Origin of the sequence: Leptolyngbya sp. BL0902, from assembly GCF_016403105.1 — a bacterium.
Classification (GTDB): domain Bacteria; phylum Cyanobacteriota; class Cyanobacteriia; order Phormidesmidales; family Phormidesmidaceae; genus Nodosilinea.
Map to the genome: position 1 here is coordinate 1673833 of NZ_CP046155.1, position 24284 is coordinate 1698116.

At 60.4% G+C, this 24284-nt stretch carries 15 protein-coding genes; 9 read left to right on the forward strand and 6 right to left on the reverse strand.

Annotated elements, in window-relative coordinates; translation table 11 throughout:
• Positions 1 to 284 precede the first annotated feature (284 nt).
• Complete coding sequence (locus tag GFS31_RS07580; protein ID WP_198807584.1) at positions 285 to 1631, forward strand: ATP-dependent RecD-like DNA helicase; 1347 nt, start codon at positions 285 to 287, stop codon at positions 1629 to 1631.
• A gap of 184 nt (positions 1632 to 1815) precedes the next feature.
• Here the strand turns inward: GFS31_RS07580 and gcvP are convergent, their stop codons facing one another.
• From gcvP to sppA, 3 genes are all read right to left on the reverse strand, one after another.
• On the reverse strand, positions 1816 to 4815 hold the full coding sequence (gene gcvP / locus GFS31_RS07585; RefSeq protein ID WP_198807585.1) for an aminomethyl-transferring glycine dehydrogenase: 3000 nt from the start codon (positions 4813 to 4815) through the stop codon (positions 1816 to 1818).
• Between the two features lie 208 nt (positions 4816 to 5023).
• Positions 5024 to 5410, reverse strand: coding sequence for a chorismate mutase (gene aroH / locus GFS31_RS07590; RefSeq protein ID WP_198807586.1), 387 nt, complete (start codon positions 5408 to 5410; stop codon positions 5024 to 5026).
• 169 nt (positions 5411 to 5579) lie between these two features.
• Positions 5580 to 6446, reverse strand: a complete 867-nt coding sequence (sppA, locus tag GFS31_RS07595) for a signal peptide peptidase SppA (protein ID WP_198807587.1) — start codon at positions 6444 to 6446, stop codon at positions 5580 to 5582.
• A 268-nt stretch (positions 6447 to 6714) separates the two neighbouring features.
• Here sppA and GFS31_RS07600 point away from each other — a divergent pair, with 268 nt between their 5' ends.
• Positions 6715 to 7737 carry a DMT family transporter gene (locus GFS31_RS07600; protein WP_198807588.1) on the forward strand — a complete coding sequence of 341 codons (1023 nt, stop codon included), beginning with the start codon at positions 6715 to 6717 and terminating at the stop codon, positions 7735 to 7737.
• 56 nt (positions 7738 to 7793) lie between these two features.
• Here GFS31_RS07600 and GFS31_RS07605 read toward each other — a convergent pair whose 3' ends face one another.
• Positions 7794 to 8681, reverse strand: coding sequence for a sensor histidine kinase (locus GFS31_RS07605; RefSeq protein WP_198807589.1), 888 nt, complete (start codon positions 8679 to 8681; stop codon positions 7794 to 7796).
• Positions 8682 to 8868: 187 nt separating this feature from the next.
• Here GFS31_RS07605 and GFS31_RS07610 point away from each other — a divergent pair, with 187 nt between their 5' ends.
• On the forward strand, positions 8869 to 11598 hold the full coding sequence (locus GFS31_RS07610) for an MGH1-like glycoside hydrolase domain-containing protein (RefSeq protein WP_198807590.1): 2730 nt from the start codon (positions 8869 to 8871) through the stop codon (positions 11596 to 11598).
• 62 nt (positions 11599 to 11660) lie between these two features.
• Here the strand turns inward: GFS31_RS07610 and GFS31_RS07615 are convergent, their stop codons facing one another.
• Positions 11661 to 12758 (reverse strand): 4-hydroxyphenylpyruvate dioxygenase family protein, encoded by a 1098-nt coding sequence (locus GFS31_RS07615; protein ID WP_198807591.1) that lies wholly within the window; start codon positions 12756 to 12758, stop codon positions 11661 to 11663.
• Between the two features lie 277 nt (positions 12759 to 13035).
• Here GFS31_RS07615 and GFS31_RS07620 point away from each other — a divergent pair, with 277 nt between their 5' ends.
• From GFS31_RS07620 to GFS31_RS07635, 4 genes are all read left to right on the forward strand, one after another.
• Complete coding sequence (locus tag GFS31_RS07620) at positions 13036 to 14565, forward strand: phytoene desaturase family protein (protein WP_317135088.1); 1530 nt, start codon at positions 13036 to 13038, stop codon at positions 14563 to 14565.
• A gap of 144 nt (positions 14566 to 14709) precedes the next feature.
• Entirely contained in the window at positions 14710 to 15195 is a 486-nt protein-coding gene (locus GFS31_RS07625; RefSeq protein ID WP_225907613.1) for a hypothetical protein, read from the forward strand.
• A gap of 163 nt (positions 15196 to 15358) precedes the next feature.
• The gene (locus GFS31_RS07630) at positions 15359 to 16225 is read left to right on the forward strand and encodes a hypothetical protein (protein ID WP_198807593.1); all 867 of its coding nucleotides are present in this window, start codon (positions 15359 to 15361) and stop codon (positions 16223 to 16225) included.
• A gap of 216 nt (positions 16226 to 16441) precedes the next feature.
• Positions 16442 to 17902 carry a RecQ family ATP-dependent DNA helicase gene (locus tag GFS31_RS07635; protein WP_198807594.1) on the forward strand — a complete coding sequence of 487 codons (1461 nt, stop codon included), beginning with the start codon at positions 16442 to 16444 and terminating at the stop codon, positions 17900 to 17902.
• Positions 17903 to 18007: 105 nt separating this feature from the next.
• Here GFS31_RS07635 and GFS31_RS07640 read toward each other — a convergent pair whose 3' ends face one another.
• Positions 18008 to 22150, reverse strand: a complete 4143-nt coding sequence (locus GFS31_RS07640; RefSeq protein ID WP_198807595.1) for a hypothetical protein — start codon at positions 22148 to 22150, stop codon at positions 18008 to 18010.
• A gap of 453 nt (positions 22151 to 22603) precedes the next feature.
• Between GFS31_RS07640 and GFS31_RS07645 the strand changes: the two genes are divergently transcribed.
• Together GFS31_RS07645 and GFS31_RS07650 are read left to right on the forward strand one after the other, a co-directional pair.
• Entirely contained in the window at positions 22604 to 23794 is a 1191-nt protein-coding gene (locus GFS31_RS07645; protein WP_198807596.1) for an HhoA/HhoB/HtrA family serine endopeptidase, read from the forward strand.
• 82 nt (positions 23795 to 23876) lie between these two features.
• Entirely contained in the window at positions 23877 to 24221 is a 345-nt protein-coding gene (locus GFS31_RS07650; RefSeq protein ID WP_198807597.1) for a DUF4870 domain-containing protein, read from the forward strand.
• Positions 24222 to 24284: the final 63 nt, after the last annotated feature.

Genomic DNA, 24284 nt, shown 5'->3' on the forward strand with positions numbered 1-24284 from the left:
CTCTACACAGCCAAATGAACCGAACCGATTGATGAAGGGAGACACCCCGTGCCCCTGGTTTCAATCGAAATGTATCAGAATTATGACGCATTTTATCACGCTGTGATCGCTATCCTGGGGCAAGGGCTGCCGTCGATTTCGCCTGTCGATTTCGCCCGGAAGCTGGGCACACTGATGGCAGGGCTAAGACCGGAATGAAGCCGGGAGGCTTCAGGGGGCCGATTTGGTGCCGTGTTGCTCATTGTCCTCGCTGCCGTTGCCGACCGTATCCCTCCGCAAAGCCCATGGTGACACCTCAGCCCACCTCTCCGTCTCAGCGTTCTGGCCGAAAAACCCAGAGCCGCAAAACCTCTGATCGCACGGTGGAACTGACCCCCGATCAGGCAACAGCCTTGGCGGCGTTGGATGACTTTGTGTCGGGCGATGAAAAGCTGTATTTGCTGACGGGCTATGCGGGCACGGGCAAAACCACCCTGTTGCAGGCGTTTATTCAGGGGTTGCGGCAGCGGGGAGATCATCGCCCCATTGTGCTGACGGCCTTTAGCAACAAGGCCACCAAAGTGCTGGCCACCATGGCGGCCCGGTGGCGGCTGGAGGTGGACGCCATGACCTGCTGCAAACTGCTGGGGCTGCGTCCGGTGGTGAACGAAGAGGACGGCAGGCAGGTGTTCCAGGTCGATCAAAAGCAGCGCAGCCAGTTCGACCGCTATCGCCTGGTGATTGTGGACGAATGCTCCATGGTCAACGAGGAACTGTGGGAACTACTGGTGAATGCGGTGTCGAACCTGTACCACAGCACCCAAATTTTGTTTGTGGGAGACCCAGCCCAGTTGCCCCCGGTGAATGAGCCGGAATCCGCCTGTTTTCGCACCATTCTGCACCGCAGCGAACTGACGGAGGTGGTGCGCTACGGCGGGGCCATTGGCGTGGTTGCCGAAGACCTGCGCCGCAACCTAGAACGGCCCACCCTGCCCCGCTTCCGCACCGACAGCAACGCCGACCACACCGAGGGCTGCTTTGTGCTGCCCCGCCCCACCTGGGAAAAACTGTTGATCAAAGCCTTCACCAGCCCCAGCTACCAAGACAACCCCGACCAAGTCCGCGCCCTGGCCTACACCAACCGCCGCGTCAACGAACTCAACCGCATGATTCGCCACGCCCTGCACCCGCCCAACGCGCCGCGCTTTGTGGCTGGAGAACGGCTGATTGCCCTCAACCCCTGCCTAAATGAAGAAACCCTAGTGCTGTCTACCTCGGCGGAATGCGAAGTCCTCTACACCGCACGGGGGCGCGAGGGGGAATGGCCCGTGTGGATACTAGAGGTGGAAACCGAAGAGGGCGACTACAAAACCCTGCGCGTGCTGCACGAATCTGGCCAGAGGGAATTTCAAGCCAAACTGGATGGTTTGGCCAAGGAAAAACGCTGGATGGAATTTTGGGATCTGCGCCAGCGCTTCCACGAGGTGGACTATGCCTACAGCCTCACGGTGCACAAAAGCCAGGGTTCCACCTTCCAAGATGTGTTCGTGGATATTCCCTCCATGAAGGCCAACCGCAATATCATCGAACGCAACCAGCTTTGCTATGTGGCCTTTACCCGCGCCGCCAAACGATTGTTTTTGTATCAGTAAGCAACCTCCCAGGCCGTCCACTACCCAGGAGGTTGAAGATAGCCAGGGAGGTTAGGATACCGTGAGTAGTCTGTCCCCCGACGGTTAGCTGCCGCCGATTGTCATGCAGACAATGGTGACAGCAGCTTCACGGTGGCAGTGAGAGCAACGCGCAGGCCAAGGATGCCCTCACTGCATCGACAGCCTAGCCGTTGTGCGTTACCTCACCCGCGCCGTCGCCGTAGGCTTCCATGCCAATGCAGGAGCACACCAGGTTCCGATCCCCATAGGCTTGGTCAATCCGGTTCACCGCTGGCCAGAACTTGGCGCTGCGGCAGAACTCCGTGGGAAACACGGCCTGGGCGCGGTCGTAGGGACGGTTCCAGTTGGAGACCAGATCCGCCGCCGTGTGGGGGGCGTTTTTCAGCAGGTTGTTCTCGGCGTCGGCCTTTCCGGTTTCGATGGCGCGGATTTCCTCGCGGATGGCGATCAGGGCGTCACAGAAGCGATCCAGTTCGGCCTTGGATTCGCTTTCCGTCGGTTCCACCATCAGCGTCCCCGCCACGGGCCAAGACATGGTGGGGGGATGGAAGCCGTAGTCAATCAGGCGCTTGGCCACGTCCTCCACGCCCACATCGACGGACTTTTTGAAGGGGCGCACATCCAGAATGCACTCGTGGGCCACGCGGCCATTTTGCCCGGTGTAGAGAATGTCGTAGTGACCCTCCAGGCGCTGGGCGATGTAGTTGGCGTTGAGGATGGCGACCTCGGTGGCCCGCTTCAGGCCCAGCGGCCCCATCATGGCGATGTACATCCAGGAAATGGGCAGAATGCTGGCGCTACCCCAGGGGGCGGAGGTGACGGCTCCAATCCCTTGATCGCCGCCGACTCCGTGGACGAGGCTATGTCCCGGCAGGTAGGGCACCAGGTGCGCCTTCACCCCAATCGGGCCGACCCCAGGGCCGCCGCCACCGTGGGGGATGCAGAAGGTTTTGTGCAGGTTGAGGTGGCAGACATCTGCGCCAAAGTCCGCCGGACGGCAGAGACCCACCTGGGCGTTCATGTTGGCTCCATCCATATAGACCTGGCCGCCGTGGCTGTGGACAATCTCGCAAATGCGGGCAATTTCCGCCTCAAACACGCCGTGGGTGGAGGGGTACGTCACCATCAGCGCCGCCAGGTTGTCGCTGTGCTTTGCCGCCTTGGCTTCCAGGTCGGCCACATCAATGTTGCCCTCCTCGTCGCAGGTCACGGGCACCACCTTCATCCCGGCCATCACCGCACTGGCGGGGTTGGTGCCGTGGGCGGATTGGGGAATCAGACACACGTTGCGGTGAGTGTCACCCCGCTGCTGGTGGTATTCGCGGATTACTAGCAGTCCGGTGTATTCCCCTTGCGCCCCGGCGTTGGGTTGCAAAGACACGCCATCAAACCCGGTGATTTCCGATAGCCAGGTTTCCAAATCCGTGAACAACTGCCGATAGCCCTGGGCCTGATCCACCGGGGCAAAGGGGTGAATCTGACCAAACTCCGGCCAGGTGACGGGGATCATCTCCGCCGTGGCGTTCAGCTTCATGGTGCAAGACCCCAAAGGAATCATCGCCGTCGCCAAGGACAAATCCTTCGCTTGCAGACGGTGCAGGTACCGCAGCATCTCCGTTTCGCTGTGGTAGCGGTTGAAGGTGGGGTGGGTCAGGAAGGGGCTGGTACGGACGTGGATGGATGGCACTGGCGAAGTACCCAACAATTCCGAACTTTGTTCGCGTAGCGTCTCCGAAGGAGAAACTTTGAACTTTGAACTTTCCTCCCCAGTAAAGACGGTGATCAGATCTTGAAGATCCGCATCGGTAACGGTTTCATCCAGAGCAACAATCAGGGTCTCACTATCCACCACACGCAGGTTGATGCGGTGGGCGGCGGCGCGTTGCAGAATGGCGGATTGCTGACTACCGACGGTGACGTGCAGGGTATCGAAGTAGGGTTCATGGCCGAGGGTGAATCCGGCGGCGGTGAGGGCTTGGGCCAGGGTTTGGGTCTGCTGATGGATGCGGCGGGCGATGGCCTTCAGCCCCTCCGGCCCGTGGTAGACCGCATACATACTGGCCATAATCGCTAGGAGCACCTGGGCAGTGCAGATGTTGCTGGTGGCGGCATCGCGGCGGATGTGTTGTTCGCGGGTTTGCAGCGCCAGACGCAGGGCGGGGGCACCGTAGCTATCTTTAGAAACCCCCACCAAACGACCGGGCAGCTTGCGGGCAAAGGTATTGCGGGTGGCAAAGAAAGCGGCGTGGGGGCCACCATAGCCCAGGGGTACGCCGAAGCGCTGGCTGTTGCCCACCACGATATCCGCGCCAAATTCCCCAGGGGGCCGCAGCAGGGTGAGGCTGAGCAGGTCGGCAGCGACGGTGGCTAGGGCGTTGGCGGCATGGGCCTGGGCGATGAAGGCTTCGTAGTCGTAGATGGCCCCATCGGTGGCGGGGTATTGCAGCAGCACGCCAAAGACGGGGGTGGCAAAGTCGAAACTGCGGTGATCGCCTACTACCACGTCGATACCCAGGGGAAGGGCGCGGGTTCTCACCACGTCGATGGTTTGGGGGTGACAAGCTTCGGACACCCAGAACGTCGTTGCGTCCTTTTTCTTGCGGGCGTTGAAGGCCAGGGTCATGGCTTCCGCCGCCGCCGTGCCCTCGTCTAATAAGGACGCATTGGCGATTTCCATCCCGGTCAGGTCGGTAATCAGGGTTTGGTAGTTCAGCAGTGCCTCTAGGCGACCCTGGGAAATTTCCGGCTGGTAGGGGGTGTATTGGGTGTACCAACCGGGATTTTCCAGCACGTTGCGCTGAATGATGCCGGGAGTGAGGGTGTTGGCATAGCCCAGGCCCAGGTACGATCGCCACACCTGGTTCTGGCTAGCCAGGGTCTTCAGCTTGGCCAAGGCCGCCGCCTCATCTAAGCCCTTGGGTAGGTCAAGATCCTTCGGTAGCCGAATCGCAGCGGGAACCGTCGCCTCGATGAGTTCTTCTAACGACCCATAGCCTAGAGCCGCCAGCATCGCTGCCTGTTCCGCCGCTGTTGGCCCCAGGTGCCGCGCCACAAAGGGGCTGAGGGGTTGCGCTGGTACGGCGTGGCCATTGGTTGCCTTCACCCCATTGGCAGAGGCAGACGGAGAAGAAACGGTAATCGGTGCAGAGAAGGCTTGCGTCATACCCGCTGTGGCTCGCTGTGAAGAGAAACGTCTCAGGCTGGCACGCTCATCCACAAAATCTGAGCGCCCTAGACAGCCTGACTGTTTATATTTTGAAACAAACCTGTTGTTTTTGTCTCAGCGAGTCCATAAATCCACATCCCGCCCACCGTAGGAGCAAGGTCTCCTTGCCCGCTAGATACCCGGTGGGCCGGGGTCGGGTTCAGCGTTAGACCGAGGTGGAGGTGAGGCTGAGGTCGGGGCGCAGGCTTTGGGCTCCGCGCAGGTAGGCGTGGGAAATGGCGGCATGGACGATGGGCAACTGCACATGGAGCATGACCCGAATGCAGCAGGGCAAGCTACCTTCAACGTGCATGTGCTGGACATCGAGCAGGGCCACATTATCCCAACCGGGGCGGCGACGGGCCACGGCGGCGGGGAAGATAGCGTCTAAATCTCGCGTGACGGAGAAGGTGGCGCTAATGATGCAGGAGGGATCGAGCTGGTTGCGCGTTTCTAGGGCGTCTAACAGCTCTGTGACCGCCTCGGCCATGGCCGCTTCGGTGTTTTCTGTCACGGTCACAGCCCCTCGAATTGCCCAGGTTCGCCAGTCCACGCCCTATCCTCCACGATGTTCAATCTGATGATTTAACCTAACCAACGTTTTAATTGACGTTGTTGTGCCAGAACAGCCCACTAAGATGGGCCTAACCAAGGCTCTGCCACAGGTTGAAGCGGCCTCAGCCCAGCGCCCATATTAGCGAATCTTTCTGTTCCCCATCCTATCAGGGCCGATAGAGCCACAGGGGCAGGCCACTGGTGGATTGCTCGAAGGCGATCCAGTCGAGGGTGGCGCTTACCGTTTCGGGGGAGAGTCCGGCGGCGGCTAGGGCGGGATGGATACGATTGACCTGGCCTTCGCTGCTGCCGGGAAGCAGTCGCCGCAGACCGCCTTTTTTCTCGCCGATGGTGATACATTCCGCCTTGTCGGGATCCAATCCGGCTAGTTCTGCCGTCCAGCGGCGGGCGTCTTCTTCGCTGCCGAGGCGGTCTACCACGCCCAGGGAAACGGCCTGTTCTCCGGTGAAGATGCGGCCATCGGCAAAGCTGCGGACGGTGTCTTCCGTGAGGCGGCGGGCCTCGGCCACGGTTTTCACAAACTGGCCATAGCTGATGTCGATCAGCTCTTGCAGGATGACCTTTTCTTCGTCGGTGAGTTCCCGATCAAAGGCGAGAATGTCTTTGTAGGGGCCGGATTTGATCACCTTGAAGGACACCCCCACCCGCTCTAGCAGGCGTTCTAGGTTGTTGCCCCGCAAAATGACGCCAATGCTGCCCGTGATGGTGCCGGGATTGGCCATGATGTGATTGGCCCCCATGCCGATGTAGACGCCCCCAGAGGCCGAAATATTGCCAAAACTAGCGACAATTTTGACCTTCTCTTGCAGGCGACGCAGGGCGGTGTAGATTTCCTGGGAATCGCCCACGGTGCCGCCCGGACTGTCAATCCGCAGCAGTAGAGCCGGGAATTTGCGCTCTTCAATGGTTTTGAGGGCTTCGAGGACGCGCTTACGGGTGGCCGCACCAATCGCGCCAGTCACTTCAAGGCGGGCGATGGATTTACGGGAACGGGGGGGAATCGGCCAAATCATAGCGGTATACAGATGATGGGGAACGAGGGGAGGGCAACGGAAAAGATAGCCGTCCTGTAATGTATTGTAGCTATCTTAACAATTCCCTGGAACGCGCTTTGACAGGCTAGGAGGGGGTTTCGGCAACGACGACGGAACTGCGTTAAGCTTTCTCCAAGGATTCCGATACAAGTCGCTATATTTCTTCATGCCATCCGGTGATGATGCTCTGATGATCCCATCGTCGCGATCCTGACCTCCTCCCCCGCTTTCCTAACGCCGCTTGCCCATGGATGCTTCTGAGTCTCTCCAGCCACCCGCCCGGAACCCCATTCTGCTGATTGCCCCGTTTTTTCTGTGGGGAACGGCCATGGTGGCGATGAAGGGAGCTATGCCCCACACCACGCCCTTTTTTATGGCGGGGATGCGGCTGGTGCCAGCGGGGCTGTTGGTATTGTTGGTCAGCCTGGGGCTGGGGCGTCCCCAACGGTTGAGCGGCAAGGCTTGGCTGTGGATTGCTCTGTTTGCCCTGGTGGATGGCACCCTGTTCCAAGGCTTTTTGGCGGCGGGGTTGCAGCGCACCGGGGCGGGCTTGGGCTCGGTGATGATTGACTCTCAACCCCTGGCGGTGGCGGTGATGGCGCGGGGGTTGTTCGGCGAACACATCGGTGCCCTGGGCTGGATTGGCCTGCTGTGGGGCATTGCGGGCATTAGCCTGCTGGGCCTGCCCGATGAGTGGATTTTCGCCCTCGTCCACGGCAACACCGACTGGCTGACCGACGGCACCGCCCTAGATACCCTGCTGCAAGGGGGAGAATGGCTGATGCTGCTGGCGGCACTTTCCATGGCCACAGGGACGATCTTAATCCGCTACGTCTGTCGCCATGCGGATGCGGTGGTGGCCACGGGCTGGCACATGATCCTGGGCGGCATTCCCCTGTTTGGCCTTTCCGCCTTCACCGAAACCCAGTCTTGGCAAGGGCTAACCGGAATGGACTGGGCCGCCATTGCCTACTCCACCATCCTCGGTAGCGCCCTCGCCTACGGAATTTTCTTCTTCCTAGCCTCCCAGGGCAACCTCACCAGCCTCAGTGCCCTCACCTTCCTCACGCCAGTATTTGCCCTGCTGTTTGGCAACCTGTTCCTGGGGGAAACCCTTTCGTCCCTACAATGGCTGGGGGTGAGCTTTACCCTAGTCAGCATTTACCTGATCAATCGGCGAGAACCCCTTACCCAACGGCTGCGGCAGTGGCTTTTGGCCTGGGAAACCCGATCAACCTCTGCGGGCGCTGCGGAGTCTAACCAGAACTAATAGGGGTCGGCTGGGGGTCGCCCCTGGGCCTAGGTAAACTCCCCCGGCTGGCTTGCCTACGGGTTATCGCTAGCTCGGGGCAAGGTCAGCGTTAGGGTGTGCTGATCGGCGTTGGTGTCAGAGTTGGTGTCAGACATAGACCAGACGGTGCCCCGGACAGCGATGTGCAGGTGCCCCAGCAAACGATGGGCCAGATGATAGCGAAAGCTGGGAGAAATGGCTGGATGAGCGCCCTTGTCTGCTGCGGGTTGGGGGAGGTCGGAGGGCGCAGACGGGGGCCATTGGCTGGCCGGAGCGTTGCAGGTGAAGCTCAGCGTCACGGTGGCATCATCGGATTCGGGATGGCCAACTTCGGTGCCGCCACTGTCTAGGAGGCGAAGGGAAATGGCGGTACTGCCAGCGACAAGGGCCGCTTCGACCAAACCTAGCAGGGCTTGGGTCAGCCAGTGTTCGTCGGATAGCACCTGGGGGGGCTCTGGCCCTGGGTTGACGGTTAGCCGACACTGGCGGTTAATGCACTGCATTTCGGTAAACCGCTGCACGGTGGCCAGAACTTTTCCCAGGGAAACGGAGGTCTGGGCGGGCTCCAGAGCACCGATATCCAGTTTGGACAAACCGATCAGGGTATCCAGATTTTTGAGAATGCGGACAATGGCCTGGTTGGCCTGGGCGATAAATTCTCGCTCTTCGTCGGGATTTTCGCAGAGGTCTTCCAAAATAAGCTGGTGCAGGCTGATCACCTGGTTGATGGGAGCGCGTAGCTCATGGGAAGCTGTGCCGAGGAAGGCAGCGAGGGCGTGGTACTGCTGCTGCAAGCGGTGGTAGGCGAGGCGGAGGATATCGAAATCGACAGGATCGGCAAGGTGGGCGGGGTCGGTAGAAGGGGCGGGATCGGAATAATCAGCGCCATCGTGGAAGGGGCTGGGACTGGCAGAGGAAGGCATGACAGACCAAGGGTATAGAGGGTCACATTTATCGACTAAAGTCTATCGCCCGAAAGCCGATGAGATGTCCTATAACTGCTGTAGATCGGTTTTGTAAGCTGGCAGAGTGCCCCAAGGTTCTTCCTAAATTTGCCTTCTCCTAAATCTGCCTCCTGATTTGTCCCCTATATTCCCTAGGATCTTGACCATGTCCCTAGAATCCCAACGCCTCCAGCAACTCTACAGCGGTGCAACCAACTGGTACAAATGGGGGCCATACCTCAGCGAACGCCAGTGGGGCACCGTGCGCGAAGACTACAGCGCCGACGGCAACGCCTGGGACTATTTCCCCCACGACCACGCCCGTTCCCGTGCCTACCGCTGGGGAGAAGACGGATTGGGCGGCATTTGCGATGATCACGGATTGCTCTGCTTTGCCCTAGCCCTGTGGAACGGCAAAGACCCCATCCTGAAGGAGCGGCTGTTTGGCCTCACCAACGGCGAAGGCAACCACGGGGAGGACGTGAAGGAGTACTACTTCTACCTAGATAGCACTCCCACCCACTCCTACATGAAGTATTTGTACAAGTATCCCCAGGCGGAATATCCCTACGAAGACCTGGTGAAAACCAACGCCAGCCGGGATCGCTACCAGCCGGAGTATGAGTTGTTGGATACGGGCATCTTTGACGACAACCGCTACTTCGATGTGTTTGTGGAGTATGCCAAGGCCGACGCCGAGGATGTGCTGATTCAAATCACCGTGGCCAACCGTGGCCCAGAGGCGGCTCCCCTCCATGTGCTGCCCACCCTGTGGTTCCGCAATACCTGGTCGTGGGAGGACACCGGGGAAAAGCCCGCCATGACCGCCCAATCGGGCCAGAATTGCGGTGTGGTGCAGGCCCATGTCAACAACCCGGTGCTGACCCCCTTCATCCACGACTACTATTTCTACTGCCAAGCCGGGGTGCCGCTGCTGTTCACCGACAACGAAACCAACACCGAGCGCATCTTTGGCCAGCCGAATGAAAATCCCTACGTCAAAGATGGGATCAGCAATTACGTGATCCACGGCCAAACTGAGGCGGTGAATCCTAGCCAAATCGGTACTAAGGTGGCTCCCTACTACCAAATCACCGTAGGGGCCGGAGAAACCACCGTGATTAAACTGCGGCTGACCAAGGCCACTCCCGCCGAGGTGGGCGATCCCTTTGGCGACTATTTTGACCAGAGCTTTGCCGCTCGGATGCAAGAAGCCGACGAGTTCTATGCCACGGTGATTCCCCCCTCGGTGCAGGCGGATGCCGACCGGGCTAACGTCATGCGCCAAGCCCTGTCGGGGATGATGTGGACGAAGCAGTACTTCTACTACGACCTCGACCCCTGGCTGCGGGAGCGCAACGTCAACCCCTGGAGTTCCGTGGCGGACAAAAAGCGGGTGCGGAACAGCGACTGGTTCCACATGAAAAACGACGACATCGTGTCCATGCCCGACAAGTGGGAATACCCCTGGTATGCCGCCTGGGATTTGGCCTTCCACGTCATCCCCATCAGCCTGATCGACCCCGGTTTTGCCAAGGATCAACTGATGCTGATGCTGCGGGAAGACTACCTCCACCCCAACGGCCAAATCCCCGCCTACGAGTGGAACTTTGGCGATGTCAACCCCCCCGTCCACGCCTGGGCCACCTGGGAAATCTACACCCGCGACCGCCAGGTTCACGACGGCAAGGGGGATGTGGAATTTCTCAAGTACGCCTTTTCCAAACTGCTGATCAACTTCACCTGGTGGGTGAACCGTAAGGACGAGGGCGGCAACAACCTGTTCCAGGGCGGATTCCTAGGGCTGGATAATATCGGCGTGTTTGACCGCAGTTCGCCCCTACCCACGGGTGGTTTCCTAGAGCAAGCCGACGGCACCGCCTGGATGGTGTTTTTCAGCCAGCAGATGTTCCAAATTGCCCTAGAACTGGCCCTCCACGACCCGCTCTACGAAGACTTTGCCCTCAAATTCTTCCAGCACACCATGTGGATTGGCGGCGCGATGGATCGCATGGGCGAACACCAGGACGAACTGTGGGATGAAGAGGACGGCTTCTTCTACGACGTGCTGCGCCTGCCCGATGGCACCTCCACCCGACTGAAGGTGCGCTCTCTGGTGGGGCTGCTGTCGGTGATGGCGGTGGCGGTGTTCCCCCGCGAGGTGCTGCAAAAACTGCCGCGCCTGAGCAAGGAAATCCAGGAGTTTCTGGCCAAACACCCGGAACTCACCCACAACATCCACCTCACCACCCAACCGGGCGTGCGCGACCGCTATATGCTGGCGGTGCTGAATGAGGACAAGCTGAAGCGGGTACTGTCGCGAATGCTGGATGAAAGCGAATTCCTCAGCCCCCACGGCATTCGTTCCCTCTCCCGCCACCACCTGGACAATCCCTATATCTTCCACCACGGTGGCCAGGAGTATAAGGTGGGCTACGTCCCCGGCGATTCCACCTCTGGGATGTTTGGCGGCAACTCCAACTGGCGCGGCCCGGTGTGGATGCCCATGAACCTGCTGCTGGTGCGGGCGCTGCTGCAACTGTTCAGCTACTACGGCGAAGACTTCACCCTAGAATATCCCACCGGGTCGGGGGAACAGAAAGACCTGTTCGACATCGCCCAGTGCGTGGCCGAACGGATCGCGGGGATTTTCCTCAAGGACGAAAACGGGCGGCGTCCGGTCTATGGCCCCTGCGAAAAGTTCCAAACCGACCCCCACTGGCAAGACCTGATCCTGTTCTACGAATACTTCAACGGCGATGATGGATCCGGTATTGGGGCCAGCCACCAAACCGGATGGACGGGCTGCGTGGCACGGCTCCTCCAAGCCCTCGGCTACTTCACCAAAGAGATGATTCTGGAACACAGCATCCCCAGCATGATCCGCGATAAGTAACCCCCCAGCCACCCCGTAGGGGCGAGGTCTCCTCGCCCTGGGGTTCTGCATCCAAAGCCAGCTTAGGCCAAGCTACCCCGCTTGCGTTGCTCCTGTTCAATGGCCTCAAAGAGGGCCTGAAAATTCCGTTCGCCAAACCCCTGGGCAATGATGGGGCGTTGATCTGCCCAGCCTTTTTGGCGCTGGATGATCTCAAAAAACAGCGTCGGGATAGGAAAAATGGGCTGGGTAAAGGTTTGCAGGAGCTTGGTCTGGGGGGTGTCGTCGTCCCAATCGGCCAAAATCTGAAGCCGCACCCAGTCCGCCTCAATGTCCCCGTGGCCGGGGCGCTGGGCCAGGGATTGGTAGTAGCCCGGAGGCACATCCAAAAACTGCACTCCCAGCGCCTTCAAACCCTCGACAGTCTTGACAATATCCCCCGTATGCAGGGCCACATGCTGCACCCCGGCACCACGGTTCCAGTCCAAAAACTCCTGAACTTGGGAATTGGCGGTGGTGGGCTCGTTAATCGGCAGGGTGGCTCTGCCTTGGGGATGGGCGAGTACCTGACTCCGCAGCCCCGACCAGGGGGTATCAATGGTAAACCGCTGCTGGGGCCGGAACCCAAACCGCTGCCCATACCACGCCACCGCCGCCGCCAGTTGCCCCGCTGGAACGTTGATCACCCCGTGATCGATGTGGCTAATGGGCGACGCGTCCTGGGGATTCAACGGCCCCTTGACCGCCCCTACCCCCGGCACCCAGGCCATGGGCCGCGCCGATTCTACGAGGGTGTGGCGGAGATTTCCCCAGCCCCGCACCTGGCACCAGCGACCACCCGCCGCTTCGGTAATGGGTGTTAGCAAATCCGTGTCGCCGCCTGCAAATTGGTAGGTCAGGGTGTGATCTAAGTCCGGCACCCAAAAGGCCACATCGCCCAGTCCGGGTGGGTGCTGCTGGAGATAGGCGGCAACGGCGGGATCGGTGTCGTGGGGGGCGCTAATCAGCACGGGGATTTGGCCCAAACACACCAAGGCCGTGTGATCAGCCATTGCAGGATGCGCCATCTGGGCCTGTCCACCCCACTGCCGAACTAAGCAATCCCGCCAGTGGGCCACGTCATCGACATAGAGGTGTAGGTGGTTGAAGTCCATGGAATCGGGAACGGGGGCAATAGACACCAGCCTAGTATGCCTTCTCCATTTCTGGCATGGTCATCGCCAGGGCAACGGGTTCGTCGTTCTGGGGTTGTCCTATCCCTGTCCCAGGGCACAACTTCTAGATGCCGTTCTGTCTAGGGCACGGATTCTGAATCAAATCCGCCGCTATCGTCTAACCAGCGGAGAAAGGAAAAACCTTCTATGATCACCTTGGGCGCTGTTCTACGGCCCCTTCTTTGGCAATGATGGGTGTAATTTTTCGATGGCAAATCCGACAATAACCCCAACAGCAACCGACGTGATCATTATCGGCAGCGGCATCGGTGGCCTGTGCTGTGGGGCGTTGCTGGCGCGCTATGGCCTGCGGGTCGTGGTCTGCGAAAGCCACACCATTCCGGGCGGCGCGGCCCACGGTTTCGAGCGGCAGGGGTTTCGGTTCGATTCTGGCCCGTCGCTCTATTCGGGGCTGTCCTCGCGGCCATCGACGAACCCCCTGCGCCATGTGCTGGATGCCCTTGGCGAAGCGGACAGCATCACCTGGGCCAACTACGACACCTGGGGCGTTCGCATTCCCGAAGGCGACTTTGACACCACCATCGGCAACGACCAATTTTGCCAGGTGTTGCAGCGGGTGCGCGGCGACAATGCCGTGCAGGAATGGCGACGGCTTCAGCGGGTGATGGCACCTCTGGGACGAGCGGCCACGGCCCTCCCTCCGGCTACGTTGCGGCTCGATTTTGGGGCCTTACAAACGGTGCTGCCCTACGCCTGGGAACTGCTGCAAAATGCCCCGGCGTTGGCGCAGTCTAGCCAGCCCTTCAGCACGATTTTGAACCGCACCGTCACCGATCCCTTCATCCGCCACTGGATGGATATGCTGTGCTTTTTGCTCTCTGGGCTCCCGGCTGAGGGCACCAGCACCGCCGAAATCGCCTTTATGTTTGCCGAGTGGTACCGACCGGGGGTGACGCTGGACTATCCCATCGGCGGCAGTGCGGCCTTGGTGAATGCCCTGGTGCGGGGGCTAGAAAAATTTGGCGGCACCCTGCGATTGGGTGCCCCTGTGAAGGAAATCCTTGTCCAAAACGGGCGGGCAACGGGGGTACGGCTGCGTTCTGGGGAAACCCTCACGGCGGGGACGGCAGTAGTTTCTAATGCGTCGATTTGGGATACCCTGCCGCTGGTGCCTGCGGGTGCCTTACCTCAGTCATTTATAGACGAACGCAAGGCCATGCCCACCTGCCCCAGCTTTCTGCACCTGCACCTGGGCATTGATGCCACGGGGCTGCCGGAGGATCTGGCCTGCCACTACATCACCCTGCAAGATTGGGGTCTCGGCATCACTGCCCCCCACAATTTAATTGTCATGTCCATCCCCACGGTGCTAGACCCGTCCCTCGCCCCAGCGGGCAAGCACACCATCCACGTCTATACCCCCGCCACCGAACCCTACGACCTGTGGCAAGGGCTAGATCGCCGCAGTGCCGAGTATGCCGCCCTGAAGGCCGAGCGGGCTGAACCCCTCTGGCAAGCCCTGGAACGGGTGATCCCCGACGTGCGGCAGCGGGTGGAAGTAGAACTGGTGGGCACCCCCCTCACCCACGAACGCTTTTTGCGACGGTATCGCGGCAGCTATGGCCCCGCCGTTTCGGTGCAGGATGGCCTGGTGCCCAGCGGCAAAACACCATTGCCAGGACTGTGGTGTACGGGAGATTGCACCTTCCCCGGCATTGGCCTTCCCGCCGTGGCGGCGAGCGGTTGGATTGTGGCCAACAGCCTCACCTCGGTTAGCCAACAGCAGCGCCTTCTGGGCACCGCCCTACGGTAGGGCAATCCACCCTCAAGCCTGCGCCTTCTCGCCTTAGCCTTCCCCCGCCTGGGTCTTCCCCCACCTAATCCCTTGATCGATAATAGAGATATCCAGCCATGGCCTAACACTCTAACGGTGATCGCTTCAGACTAGGAGGTTGGTATGGCGCTGAATTCGTCTCGTGGTGAAGATCCTCTCTTCCTAGAGGACTTGCGGTTAACCCAGCAAATCACAGTTCTGTGGGGTGTGTTTTTGCTCGGTCTTTTATTTCACACCCAGCTTGCCCTCATGCCCCTGTTCCACGGGCTGAGTGTCCTTGCGGCCCACGGTCATGTGGCCACCACCATCGCAGAGATTGAGCCCGTGCTGTGGGGGATGTTGGCCTTCTTTATCCTGCCGCTGCTGGCCATGGTGGCTATTGTAATCCACCCGTCCCACTCGCTGCGGTTGGCCCACCTGGGGCTTACCGGGGTGTATACGCTGCTGAACCTCTTCCACCTGGCCGCCGACCTGGTGATCCAGCCCGTGGCTTGGTACCAAATTGTGCTGATGGGGTTGTTGGTCAGCGTAGGGCTGTTGCTCAACCGAGCTGCCTACCACTGGGTGAGGCTCCATGTCCCCCATCCCCGGCGGATCGTGCCATCCTAGGGCGTTGCTGACTCCAGGTATAAACGTATCTTGAAAGTCTTGAGAAGCCCACTCACCTGGAAAAGAGGTGATACAATCTTTCGCAATTACTGTGTGGTGTCTAGACCTAATGGTCTATTGCAACGAATCATCGGCAATTTTTGAGGAGTTTAAAAGAAGATTTATGGCCTACTTCAAATCGTTTTCGACTTTAGTAGGGGTGGCGGCTCTCGCTAGCGTTGCCACGGCCCTGCCTGCCCAAGCCGAAGCCTTTACCGCCGAAACCCAAGATGAACTGGCCCTCGCTGTGGTAGAAACCGCTGAGGCCACCCCCGAGGCCAGCGCCGACCTAGCCGTTGAGACCCCCACGCCTGAAGTTGCTGAGGCCACCGTTGTTGAGGCTACGGTTACGGAAGAAGCCACCCTAGAAACAGCCGAAGTGATTCCTGCGGATGCCGCCACCACCGCCTCCCTGTTGATGGAACCCACCGTTCCTGTGGCCTTTCAAGCGAGCGACGAAACCCTAATCAGCTTTGATGATGCCGGACTCCAGGCCGCCCTCAATGGGGCTATCCCCGATGCGGCCCCCGTTGTGGGTGAAGGGCTGGAACTGGCTCAGGCGGGTCGTCGTCCCATGGCGGCTTCGGTTTCTCCGGCCTATCTGGGCGTGGCGGGGAACGTGGGCTTTGGCGATCCTGACAGCGCCATTGGCGACTTTGGCGTCAATGTGATCAGCAAGATTTCCCTCGGCCCCCGGTTTGCCCTGCGGCCCGGTTTCTTTATCTCCGAGCGGTTCACCAACTTTGCGGTGCCCCTCACCTACAACTTCAATACCATGGCGGCTCGTGGGGTGCTGTTCCAGCCCTACGTGGGGGCTGGGGTAGATGTGCCCTTCAACGGCAACACCGCGCTGATGCTGAATGCTGGGGCGGATATTCCTATCTCCCGTGCCTTCACCCTCAATGCCGCCACCAACGTCCGTGTCACCAGCGGCTTTGGTATGGGCTTTTCTCTGGGGGTAGGCTATAACCTTCCCTTCGTCTTCCAGTAGACCCCACACTCATAGGCCAAACTCTCATAGGTCTTGATTGGCCAGATGAGCCTAGTTTCAGAGGCTAGGCTCTCCCTGATTCTCAAAATCTCCAACGGGCGGATGCCAAGAGTATCCGCCTTTTCTTGTAGGTTTGGCCATCCAAAGTGGCCCTTGAAGAGGCCCTGGGCACCTTGGAATCATCCCACCGTTGGGGATTCTATTGGGGGCCTTGCCATGACCACAAGCACCAGCATTACCTGGGATCAGGTTCTACAAACCTTTCAGCGCCACTGGGGCTACAGCCAGTTTCGACCGCCCCAGGACGACATCATTCGATCCCTCCTCGACCGCCGCGATGTGCTGGTGGTGTTGCCCACGGGGGGAGGTAAGTCGCTGTGCTTTCAGCTTCCGGCCCTGCTGCAATCGGGGCTGACCTTGGTGGTATCGCCCCTGCTGGCGCTAATGGAAAACCAGGTGCAAGAACTGCGCGATAGGCAGCTCCCGGCGGCCACCCTCCACAGCCAGATGCCGCCCCACCAGCGCCGCCGCATTTTGCAAGATCTGGAACAGCAGCGGTTGCGGCTGCTCTATTTGTCTCCCGAAACCCTGCTCAGCCCGCCCGTGTGGGAGCGGCTGTGTGCCCCCACCCTGCAACTCAACGGCCTAATTTTGGACGAAGCCCATTGCCTTGTGCAGTGGGGCGAGACCTTCCGGCCCGCCTACCGACGGTTGGGGGCGGTGCGCCAAGCCCTGCTGGCGGTGCGTCCCCCCGGCAGTACTTTGCCCATCGCCGCCTTTACCGCCACCGCCGACCCCCAGGCCCAGCGGGTGCTGCGGGACGTCTTGCAGTTGCAACACCCCCAGATGGTGCGCCTCAATCCCCATCGGGCCAACCTGCATTTGGCGGTGAAGACGGTGATCAGTTCCGGCCAGCGGCAGCGGGCGATGGAACACTTTCTCCGGCAACAGACCCACCGAGCGGGCTTGGTCTATGTCCGCACTCGCCAAGACAGCGAAACCCTGGCCCAGAATTTGCAGGCCCAAGGCTATCGCACCGCTCCCTACCACGCCGGATTGACCGGACAGGATCGCCGCCGCACCGAAGCCGCCTGGATGGCCGACGACCTTCAGTTTGTGGTCTGCACCTCCGCCTTTGGCATGGGGGTGAACAAGCCCAACACCCGCTGGGTGTTGCACTACCAAACCCCCTGCACCATTACCGAGTATGTGCAGGAGGTGGGCCGCGCCGGACGGGATGGCGAAGCAGCGGTGGCCCTCAGTTTGGTCAGTGAGCCAACGGGCTGGCTGGATAACAGCGACCGTCAGCGGGCCAAGTTTTTTGAAACCCAAACCCAACGGTTGCAGCACAAGGCCCAGCAGCTCGTCCGTCAAATTCCAGCTACCGGAGACGTCCGGGAGGTGAGCCAAGCCTTTCCCCATGGTGCGATTTCGCTCTCGTGGCTACACAGCCAGGGACAACTGTGGTGGCTCGATCCCTTTCGCTATCAGTTGCAACCTGCCGCCGCCCGATCCACGGCCAACACCACCAGCCCTAGCCAAGCCATGCACCGATTTTTGCACAGCCGTCAGTGCCGCTGGCAGTCGCTACTGGTGGCCTTTGGCTTTCGTACCGAGGCCCAGTACCTAACCCGCTGCGGCCACTGCGATAATTGCCTCAAATCGCCCGCGCCCTGATGGGCACCGTTGCCCCAGGAATCTAGCTTTTCTCCGGCCTTCGCAAGGGAAAAATCTGCGGAGAATGCCCTAGATCAAACTTGGGGATGGTCGAGGTGGAGTCGGCTACTGCCAGCCGTCTAAATTATCTAGCCAGGTTTGGGTGATTTGCAGCCATTGGGAACGGCGACGCTCGAAGTCGGCCGCGACCCAGATGAGGGCCACCCCCACCGCAATGCCCAGCACCCACTTCATCAGAGGATAGACCGCATTCAGCAGCACCAGTTGATTGAGGGCGTTGAGGGCAAAGACCAGGGTGCCCACGTAGAGAAAGGCACGAATCCGCAGGAATAATCCTGCCGACAAGAGGCCCAGGCTCAGCGCACCCACGGGCCAGCCCGTCCACCGAGTTGAGACCAAAGCCGTGACCAGCACCAAGCTGATCGCCGCCACCCGCAGCCAGTGTCGTACGGTTTTGCCTGTTTCGACTTTCAGGGTTGGGTCAACCTGGGCGATGTAGAGTAGGGCGAGGCTGAGGGGGAGAAGCATCAGCACCGGGTCTTGGATGGCGCGTTGGTTGAGCCAGAGGCCCACCGCCCACACCGCCAGCCCCGCTGACAGGTAAGACACCCGCACCTTGCCGCTGTGCCATGCCAGCCAGCCATAGAAACCCACCAACACCCACAGGGTTGGCACATGGTATGCGCCCTGGGTCAGCAGCGTGATGGTCAGGGGCACGATCACCGCCATCACTCGCCAGGGCCGCTGGGGCCACCCCCAAGTAGACCAAGGAATCCAGTAAATCGGCACCGCCACGGCACAGGCCACCACGCCCCACCAACTATCCAGCACCGCCAGCCCCGGAGCCGCCAGCCGCACCAGCGTAAACCAGCCTACCAGTTCAACCAGCCCGCCATAGACCCAGGCCGATTTGAGATCCGCTTGCTCCCCCCAGCGCCCTTGCCCCAGGGCGTAGATCACCAGCGTTGCCGCCACGGCTACCCCCACCCCCGCCAGGGAGGTCGTTTCTCCCGCCGCCATCAGCCCGAATCCGGCCCCCAGCATCAGCCCAGAGCCCGTGAGCCAGTGCAGGTGCGCTGCCCAGATCAGTTCCTCCTGGGGCAAATCCCACCGCTGAAGCCGCGCCGCCGTCAACCGATAGACCGCCATAATCAGCGCCGCCACCCCTGCCAGCACGATCAACCCATCGGCCACGGCCCCCGCCGGAGCCTGGAGCATTTGGTACAGCACCAGCTCATACCACCCCACTGACAGCCCCATCAGCCCCAGCCAGCGGGCCAGGGGTTGCCGCCCCCGTCGGCCCATTTCTAAAATCAGCAAGGAAGCGCCCACCACCAGCCAGCCCGTCCAGGCCGTGGCGGTGTAGCTCCTCAGCACCAGCGCCAACCCGGCATAGGCCAGGGTTAACCGCTGTAGGGGAACCGCCAACGGCGAACGCATCCGCGCCAGCCCCGTGGCCAAGCCCAGGGAGATAGCCCCTAGGCCCAAGGTGGGCACCGCCAGCGCTAGAGGACTGCCCCACCGCCAAACCATCGCCTCTGCCACCCCAAGCTGCACGGCCCAGCCTGCGATGTAAACCGTTTTCGGCTGCACCTGTCTCCAATAGCGCAGGGCTAGGGCTAGCAGAATCACTAGAACAGCCAGGACGAGCATGATTTGGGGCGGTGCATCCGGAATTATCCAGCCCGTTATCACCCAGTGGGGATAGAGGGTCATCACCGTGAGGGTACCGAGGGCGAGAATGTGGCCCCATTGGTCGCAGGCGGTGCGGTAGAGGGAGGGGAGTGGGGAGTGGGGGGTCGGGAGTCGGGAGTCGGGAGTGGGGGGTCGGGAGTCGGGGAGGATGCGCCAGGTGGCCCAGAGGAGGAGGACAAGGGCGGCGGTGAGGCCGTACCAATTGATCCAGTGGCGAGAGAAGAAGGGAATACTGCGGTCAACCAGGGCGACGATGAGGCCCAGGCCGTAGGTAACGGTGAGGAAGGGGATAGGAGGACGGCGCAGGGTGGCGCTGTGGGTGGCCGAGAGGACGGTGGCGGTGGCGAAGCCAATCAGCCGGGTTTGGGGCATCCCTAGGGTAAAGATCAGCGCTAGGGGGGTGAAAGGCACACTAGCCTCCGTACGGCCCACCAGGGTCAAGGCGACGGGAATGGCTAGCCCCACTAGCGTCCAGGGGCTTTGCAGGCGGACGGTATCGTTCACTAGGTGCCACCACAGCAGCCCGTAGGTGGCGGCAGAAAGCCCGATTCCGTACATCCAGGCGCTTTTGCCCCACAGGTTGGGAAGGACTTTGCTGCCGAGAATGGCCGTGACCGCCATCGCCGTTACCACCGCCAGCCAATGGGTGAGGGGCCACTGGGGCCAGCGTTGGCCGAGGGTAACGAGAATGGTGGCAATGGTGAGACCGTAACTGAGCAGGATCCAACCCTGGGGGCGTCGTCGTCCGGCCAGCACATAGGCGGTAACGGTGGAGGCGATCAAATTCACCACCAGCACCCGCCCAACGGGTATGCTCACCAGGGTCAGCAAGAGGTTGCTTCCTAGGGCGATGCCATCGCTGAAGCCGCCCAACTGGGGCCGATTGCGACGGTAATACCAGTCTCCCAAGGCCACCATCGCCACCACGTAGGGAAACAGCGAAATCCCCAGCAGGGTCGGGGGCCACCAGACCGCCACTAACCTAGTGGTCAGGGTTCCCACCATCGCCTGTCGCAGATCAACGGGCAGCAATTCCCAACCCACAAAGCCAAGCTGCACCGCAATGGCATAGGCCATCAGCAAATCCCGCCGTTTGCCCAACCGCTGCAACGCCTGAAGCCGCAACCCCAGCCCCAGGGCGCTAATGCCAAAGGCTTGGGCCAGCCAGTCGGAGATGGTCAGCAGCCAACTCCAGAGCAGCAGCAGGCGACCGAGGAGGATGGGCCAGCGGGTGAGGGGATTGGGGGATGGGGAGAGGAAAGAATCGGGAGATGCGGGGAGGGGAGAATCGGGGGAATTCGACGAATCTGGGGGATGTTGAGCAACTGGATCAGAGGAAAGATGGCGCTGCCCCAACCAAACCCAAGTGGCGGCATAGATCCCAAAGGCAAGGCCAAATTGCCCCCACTGAAAGGGCGGCACCTGGGTGATGGCCCGCAGCAACAGCAGCCCCAAGGAAATCCCAATCGTCAATGTGGGCCAATGGAAGGCGATAGAACGGTGTGGGCTCCCGGAATCGCCTAATGTTGAGGGCGGCGTGGTGGATCTTTGGCCCTTGGAGCCTACTGACATAGAGACACCGGGACGGGCGGACTCTCCCAAAGTTGGAGGGCGGGGGGCCAGATGAAGCTGTCGGTACAACGTCACCGCTGCACTGCCCAAAACGCTCAGATACACCGCCAGCAGCGGATTACCCGCCAAACTCCAGCCCGTGTGCAGGTAGGCCAGCCCTAGGGTATTGCCCTGTTCAAGCCGCGATCCCCCCTTTTGCCGCAGTTCTTGCATCGCCACCAGGGAGAGAACCCCCGTGGCCACCAGCCCCAGCCCCAACCCGCCGGAGGTGGCCCACACCCCCAGGCCATCCATCGCCCAAAAATTGAGGGGTACCAACAGCAGGGTTATCATGCCCAGGGTTCTGGCGGTAAGTTGCAGATTGGCCCCCCGACCACAGAGCAACCCCACCAGCCAAAAGGCCAGGGTATAGGCCAGCAGCACCAGGTATTGCCCCACCGCATTGAACCGCGCCCACTGGGTTGCCGCCAGCACCGCCGAGGACAACACCACCAAAAAGACCCCCAACCCCAGCAGCCACACCACGCTCAGCTCACTCATCAAACGGTTGAGCCAAACCCCAGTAGGTGAAGGATCTCGCCCTCTGGATGGCGACCTAGCAGGCGGCTCCCTCGGCGGCATGGGGCGTCGAGGGCTCGGTGGCGCATTCCCAGAACGGGAGGGCGGCGGCGGTAGCGTCCGAAACAGGGCCTCTTCTGCCGCGTCCTCGGCCACCTCCGGCGGCAAAAAGTCTGCCACTCTGGGCGATGCAGGGGTGGCCGCTGTTGGGGTTTCGAGGGCGGCGCTTGCGGTTGGCGACACCGAGGCTTGGTCGAATATGGGCGGCAGGGCACAAGCGAGCTGGGCTTGGGCAAGGGCTAGCACCTGTGCCTCAGACAGCAGCCCCAGCCGCAGCCAAGCTTCCAGCCCCTCTAGCAGGCCCGATTGGTCGGGGTCTAAATCCAACTGGAGGCGAAGGGGCGGCACGGAGGGGTCAACCATGGCGGGGCTGCTGAGGTGGTCAAGGCTGCGGAAATGCCGAATGCAGAGGGTCGTGGGCAGGCGGAAGGCACCCTTAACATGAGGATGAAATTAGGGATCTACATTCGTCCTGGCGACAGTGTACTCGACCGGAACCCAGCCTAGCCTAGAAACCTCAACGCAACCCCTGCGGAGATTGTTGAGGCGAGAGACTGCCACGAATCCCACACGACGAGCCTTGCCGCCACCTCACACCGCTGACTCATCCTAGTTCTGCCTCCCTGGGGCTTAACCTGGGGCGATTGTCGAGACTCTGTCATGGGCAGGCCAACACGAGGACGGGGGTTCGGTATCCCCATCCCCCTAGGTTTCGGTCTTTGTGGAACAATTTTGGGTAATGCAAACCACGGCTATGCCGACCGTTCTGCGTCACTGTTGTGCGTAAAAGGGCTTGATCCGTTGAACCAGGAACGTTTGAGTGTAAGACGTTTAAACCTAACCCCGCTGATCCCAGGGCGATGGCAATCCCTCAAGCGCTGGCTGCTGGTGGGGTTGGCCAGCTTAATCACCCTGGTGGCCATACCCGCCGCCCCTGTTCAGGCCCAAAATGCCGCCACCGCTGCCATCGGCAACGAAAGTTTTGTGGCTGGGGCGGTGCGTCGGGTGGGGCCAGCGGTTGTCCGCATTGACACCGAAAAAACCATTACCCGCCAGTCCTCAGATCCCTTCATGGACGATCCATTCCTGCGCGATTTCTTCGGTGGGTTCCCTCGCCAGCCCCAGGAAGAACGCCTGCGGGGCCAGGGGTCGGGGTTTATTATTGACCGGACGGGCAACATTCTCACCAACGCCCATGTGGTCAACGGGGCCGACCGAGTGGTGGTCACGCTCAAAGATGGCCGCAGCTTTGAGGCCATTGTGGAAGGGGTAGATGAGGTCACGGATTTGGCCGTGGTCAAAATCGACGATACCGAAGGCGATCTGCTGCCCGTAGCAGCCCTAGGCGACTCTGACCAAGTGCAGGTGGGGGATTGGGCCATTGCCGTGGGCAACCCTCTAGGGCTCGACAACACCGTTACCCTCGGCATCATCAGCACCCTCAAGCGGTCGAGCAACTCCGTGGGCATTCCCGGCAAGCGCCTAGAGTTCATTCAAACCGATGCCGCTATCAACCCCGGTAATTCCGGCGGCCCCCTCGTCAACCAACAGGGTGAAGTCATCGGCATCAATACCGCTATCCGTGCCGATGCCATGGGCATTGGTTTTGCTATCCCTATCAACAAGGCGAAGGAGATTAAAGACCGCCTCGCCCGTGGGGAAGCGGTTGCCCATCCCTATATTGGTGTGCAAATTGCTAACCTCACGCCGGATATGGCCCAGCGTAACAATGCCGATATCAACTCTGGGATCTATCTACCCGAAGTTGACGGGGTGCTGGTGATTCGTGTCCTTGAAGGTACCCCCGCCGCCGAAGCTGGCCTGCGTCGAGGCGATGTCATCCTAGAGGTGGATGGCGACACCATTCGCAGCGCCGATGCCCTCCAATTGAAAGTGGAAAATACCTCCATCGGCGATACCCTCCAACTGAAAGTTCAGCGGGGCGAACGACCCCTCACCCTGACCGTTACCACGGCTGAATTACAAGAGGCCAATGACCCTCGCTAGTTCACCTCTGATCATAGGCTCCTAATTCTGGATGAACGGAGCCCCTCCTGTTAAATTGCTTTGTCCTAGGAGACCCTGAACCATGCAATCAATGGAAGATCCCGGCACCCGCAAAATTCTGTCCGCCGTCAGCCACGGCTCTATTTTCTTCAATGCCCTAATTCTCAGTGTGGGCGTCCCCATTGCGATTTTGCTGATCTCTAACGATTCCGTCATCAAAAACAACGCTAAGGAAGCGATCAACTTTCACATTAATATGTGGTTTTGGTGGACAGTGGCAGGTTTTCTCGCCTGGATTTTGATCGGTATTCCGCTGCTGATTATTTTGGCCGTTGTGAACTTTATCATGCCTATTTTGGCTATTTTTCATAGCCTTACCAACGCTAACTCTACCTTCCGTTATCCTTTGATTTTGCGGCTGCTTTAGGGCATTTTTGAATCAGCCGTTTTAGGGCAATGGTTTAGGCCACGGGGGCAATGGGGAACTACC

What these genes read in the sequence shown, in the direction of transcription:
- GFS31_RS07580 (WP_198807584.1), top strand. Translation starts at nt 285, where the DNA reads ATGGTGACACCTCAGCCCACCTCTCCGTCTCAGCGTTCTGGCCGAAAA.
- gcvP (WP_198807585.1), bottom strand. Translation starts at nt 4,815, where the DNA reads ATGACGCAAGCCTTCTCTGCACCGATTACCGTTTCTTCTCCGTCTGCC.
- sppA (WP_198807587.1), bottom strand. Translation starts at nt 6,446, where the DNA reads ATGATTTGGCCGATTCCCCCCCGTTCCCGTAAATCCATCGCCCGCCTT.
- GFS31_RS07600 (WP_198807588.1), top strand. Translation starts at nt 6,715, where the DNA reads ATGGATGCTTCTGAGTCTCTCCAGCCACCCGCCCGGAACCCCATTCTG.
- GFS31_RS07605 (WP_198807589.1), bottom strand. Translation starts at nt 8,681, where the DNA reads ATGCCTTCCTCTGCCAGTCCCAGCCCCTTCCACGATGGCGCTGATTAT.
- GFS31_RS07610 (WP_198807590.1), top strand. Translation starts at nt 8,869, where the DNA reads ATGTCCCTAGAATCCCAACGCCTCCAGCAACTCTACAGCGGTGCAACC.
- GFS31_RS07625 (WP_225907613.1), top strand. Translation starts at nt 14,710, where the DNA reads ATGGCGCTGAATTCGTCTCGTGGTGAAGATCCTCTCTTCCTAGAGGAC.
- GFS31_RS07630 (WP_198807593.1), top strand. Translation starts at nt 15,359, where the DNA reads ATGGCCTACTTCAAATCGTTTTCGACTTTAGTAGGGGTGGCGGCTCTC.
- GFS31_RS07635 (WP_198807594.1), top strand. Translation starts at nt 16,442, where the DNA reads ATGACCACAAGCACCAGCATTACCTGGGATCAGGTTCTACAAACCTTT.
- GFS31_RS07640 (WP_198807595.1), bottom strand. Translation starts at nt 22,150, where the DNA reads ATGGTTGACCCCTCCGTGCCGCCCCTTCGCCTCCAGTTGGATTTAGAC.
- GFS31_RS07650 (WP_198807597.1), top strand. Translation starts at nt 23,877, where the DNA reads ATGCAATCAATGGAAGATCCCGGCACCCGCAAAATTCTGTCCGCCGTC.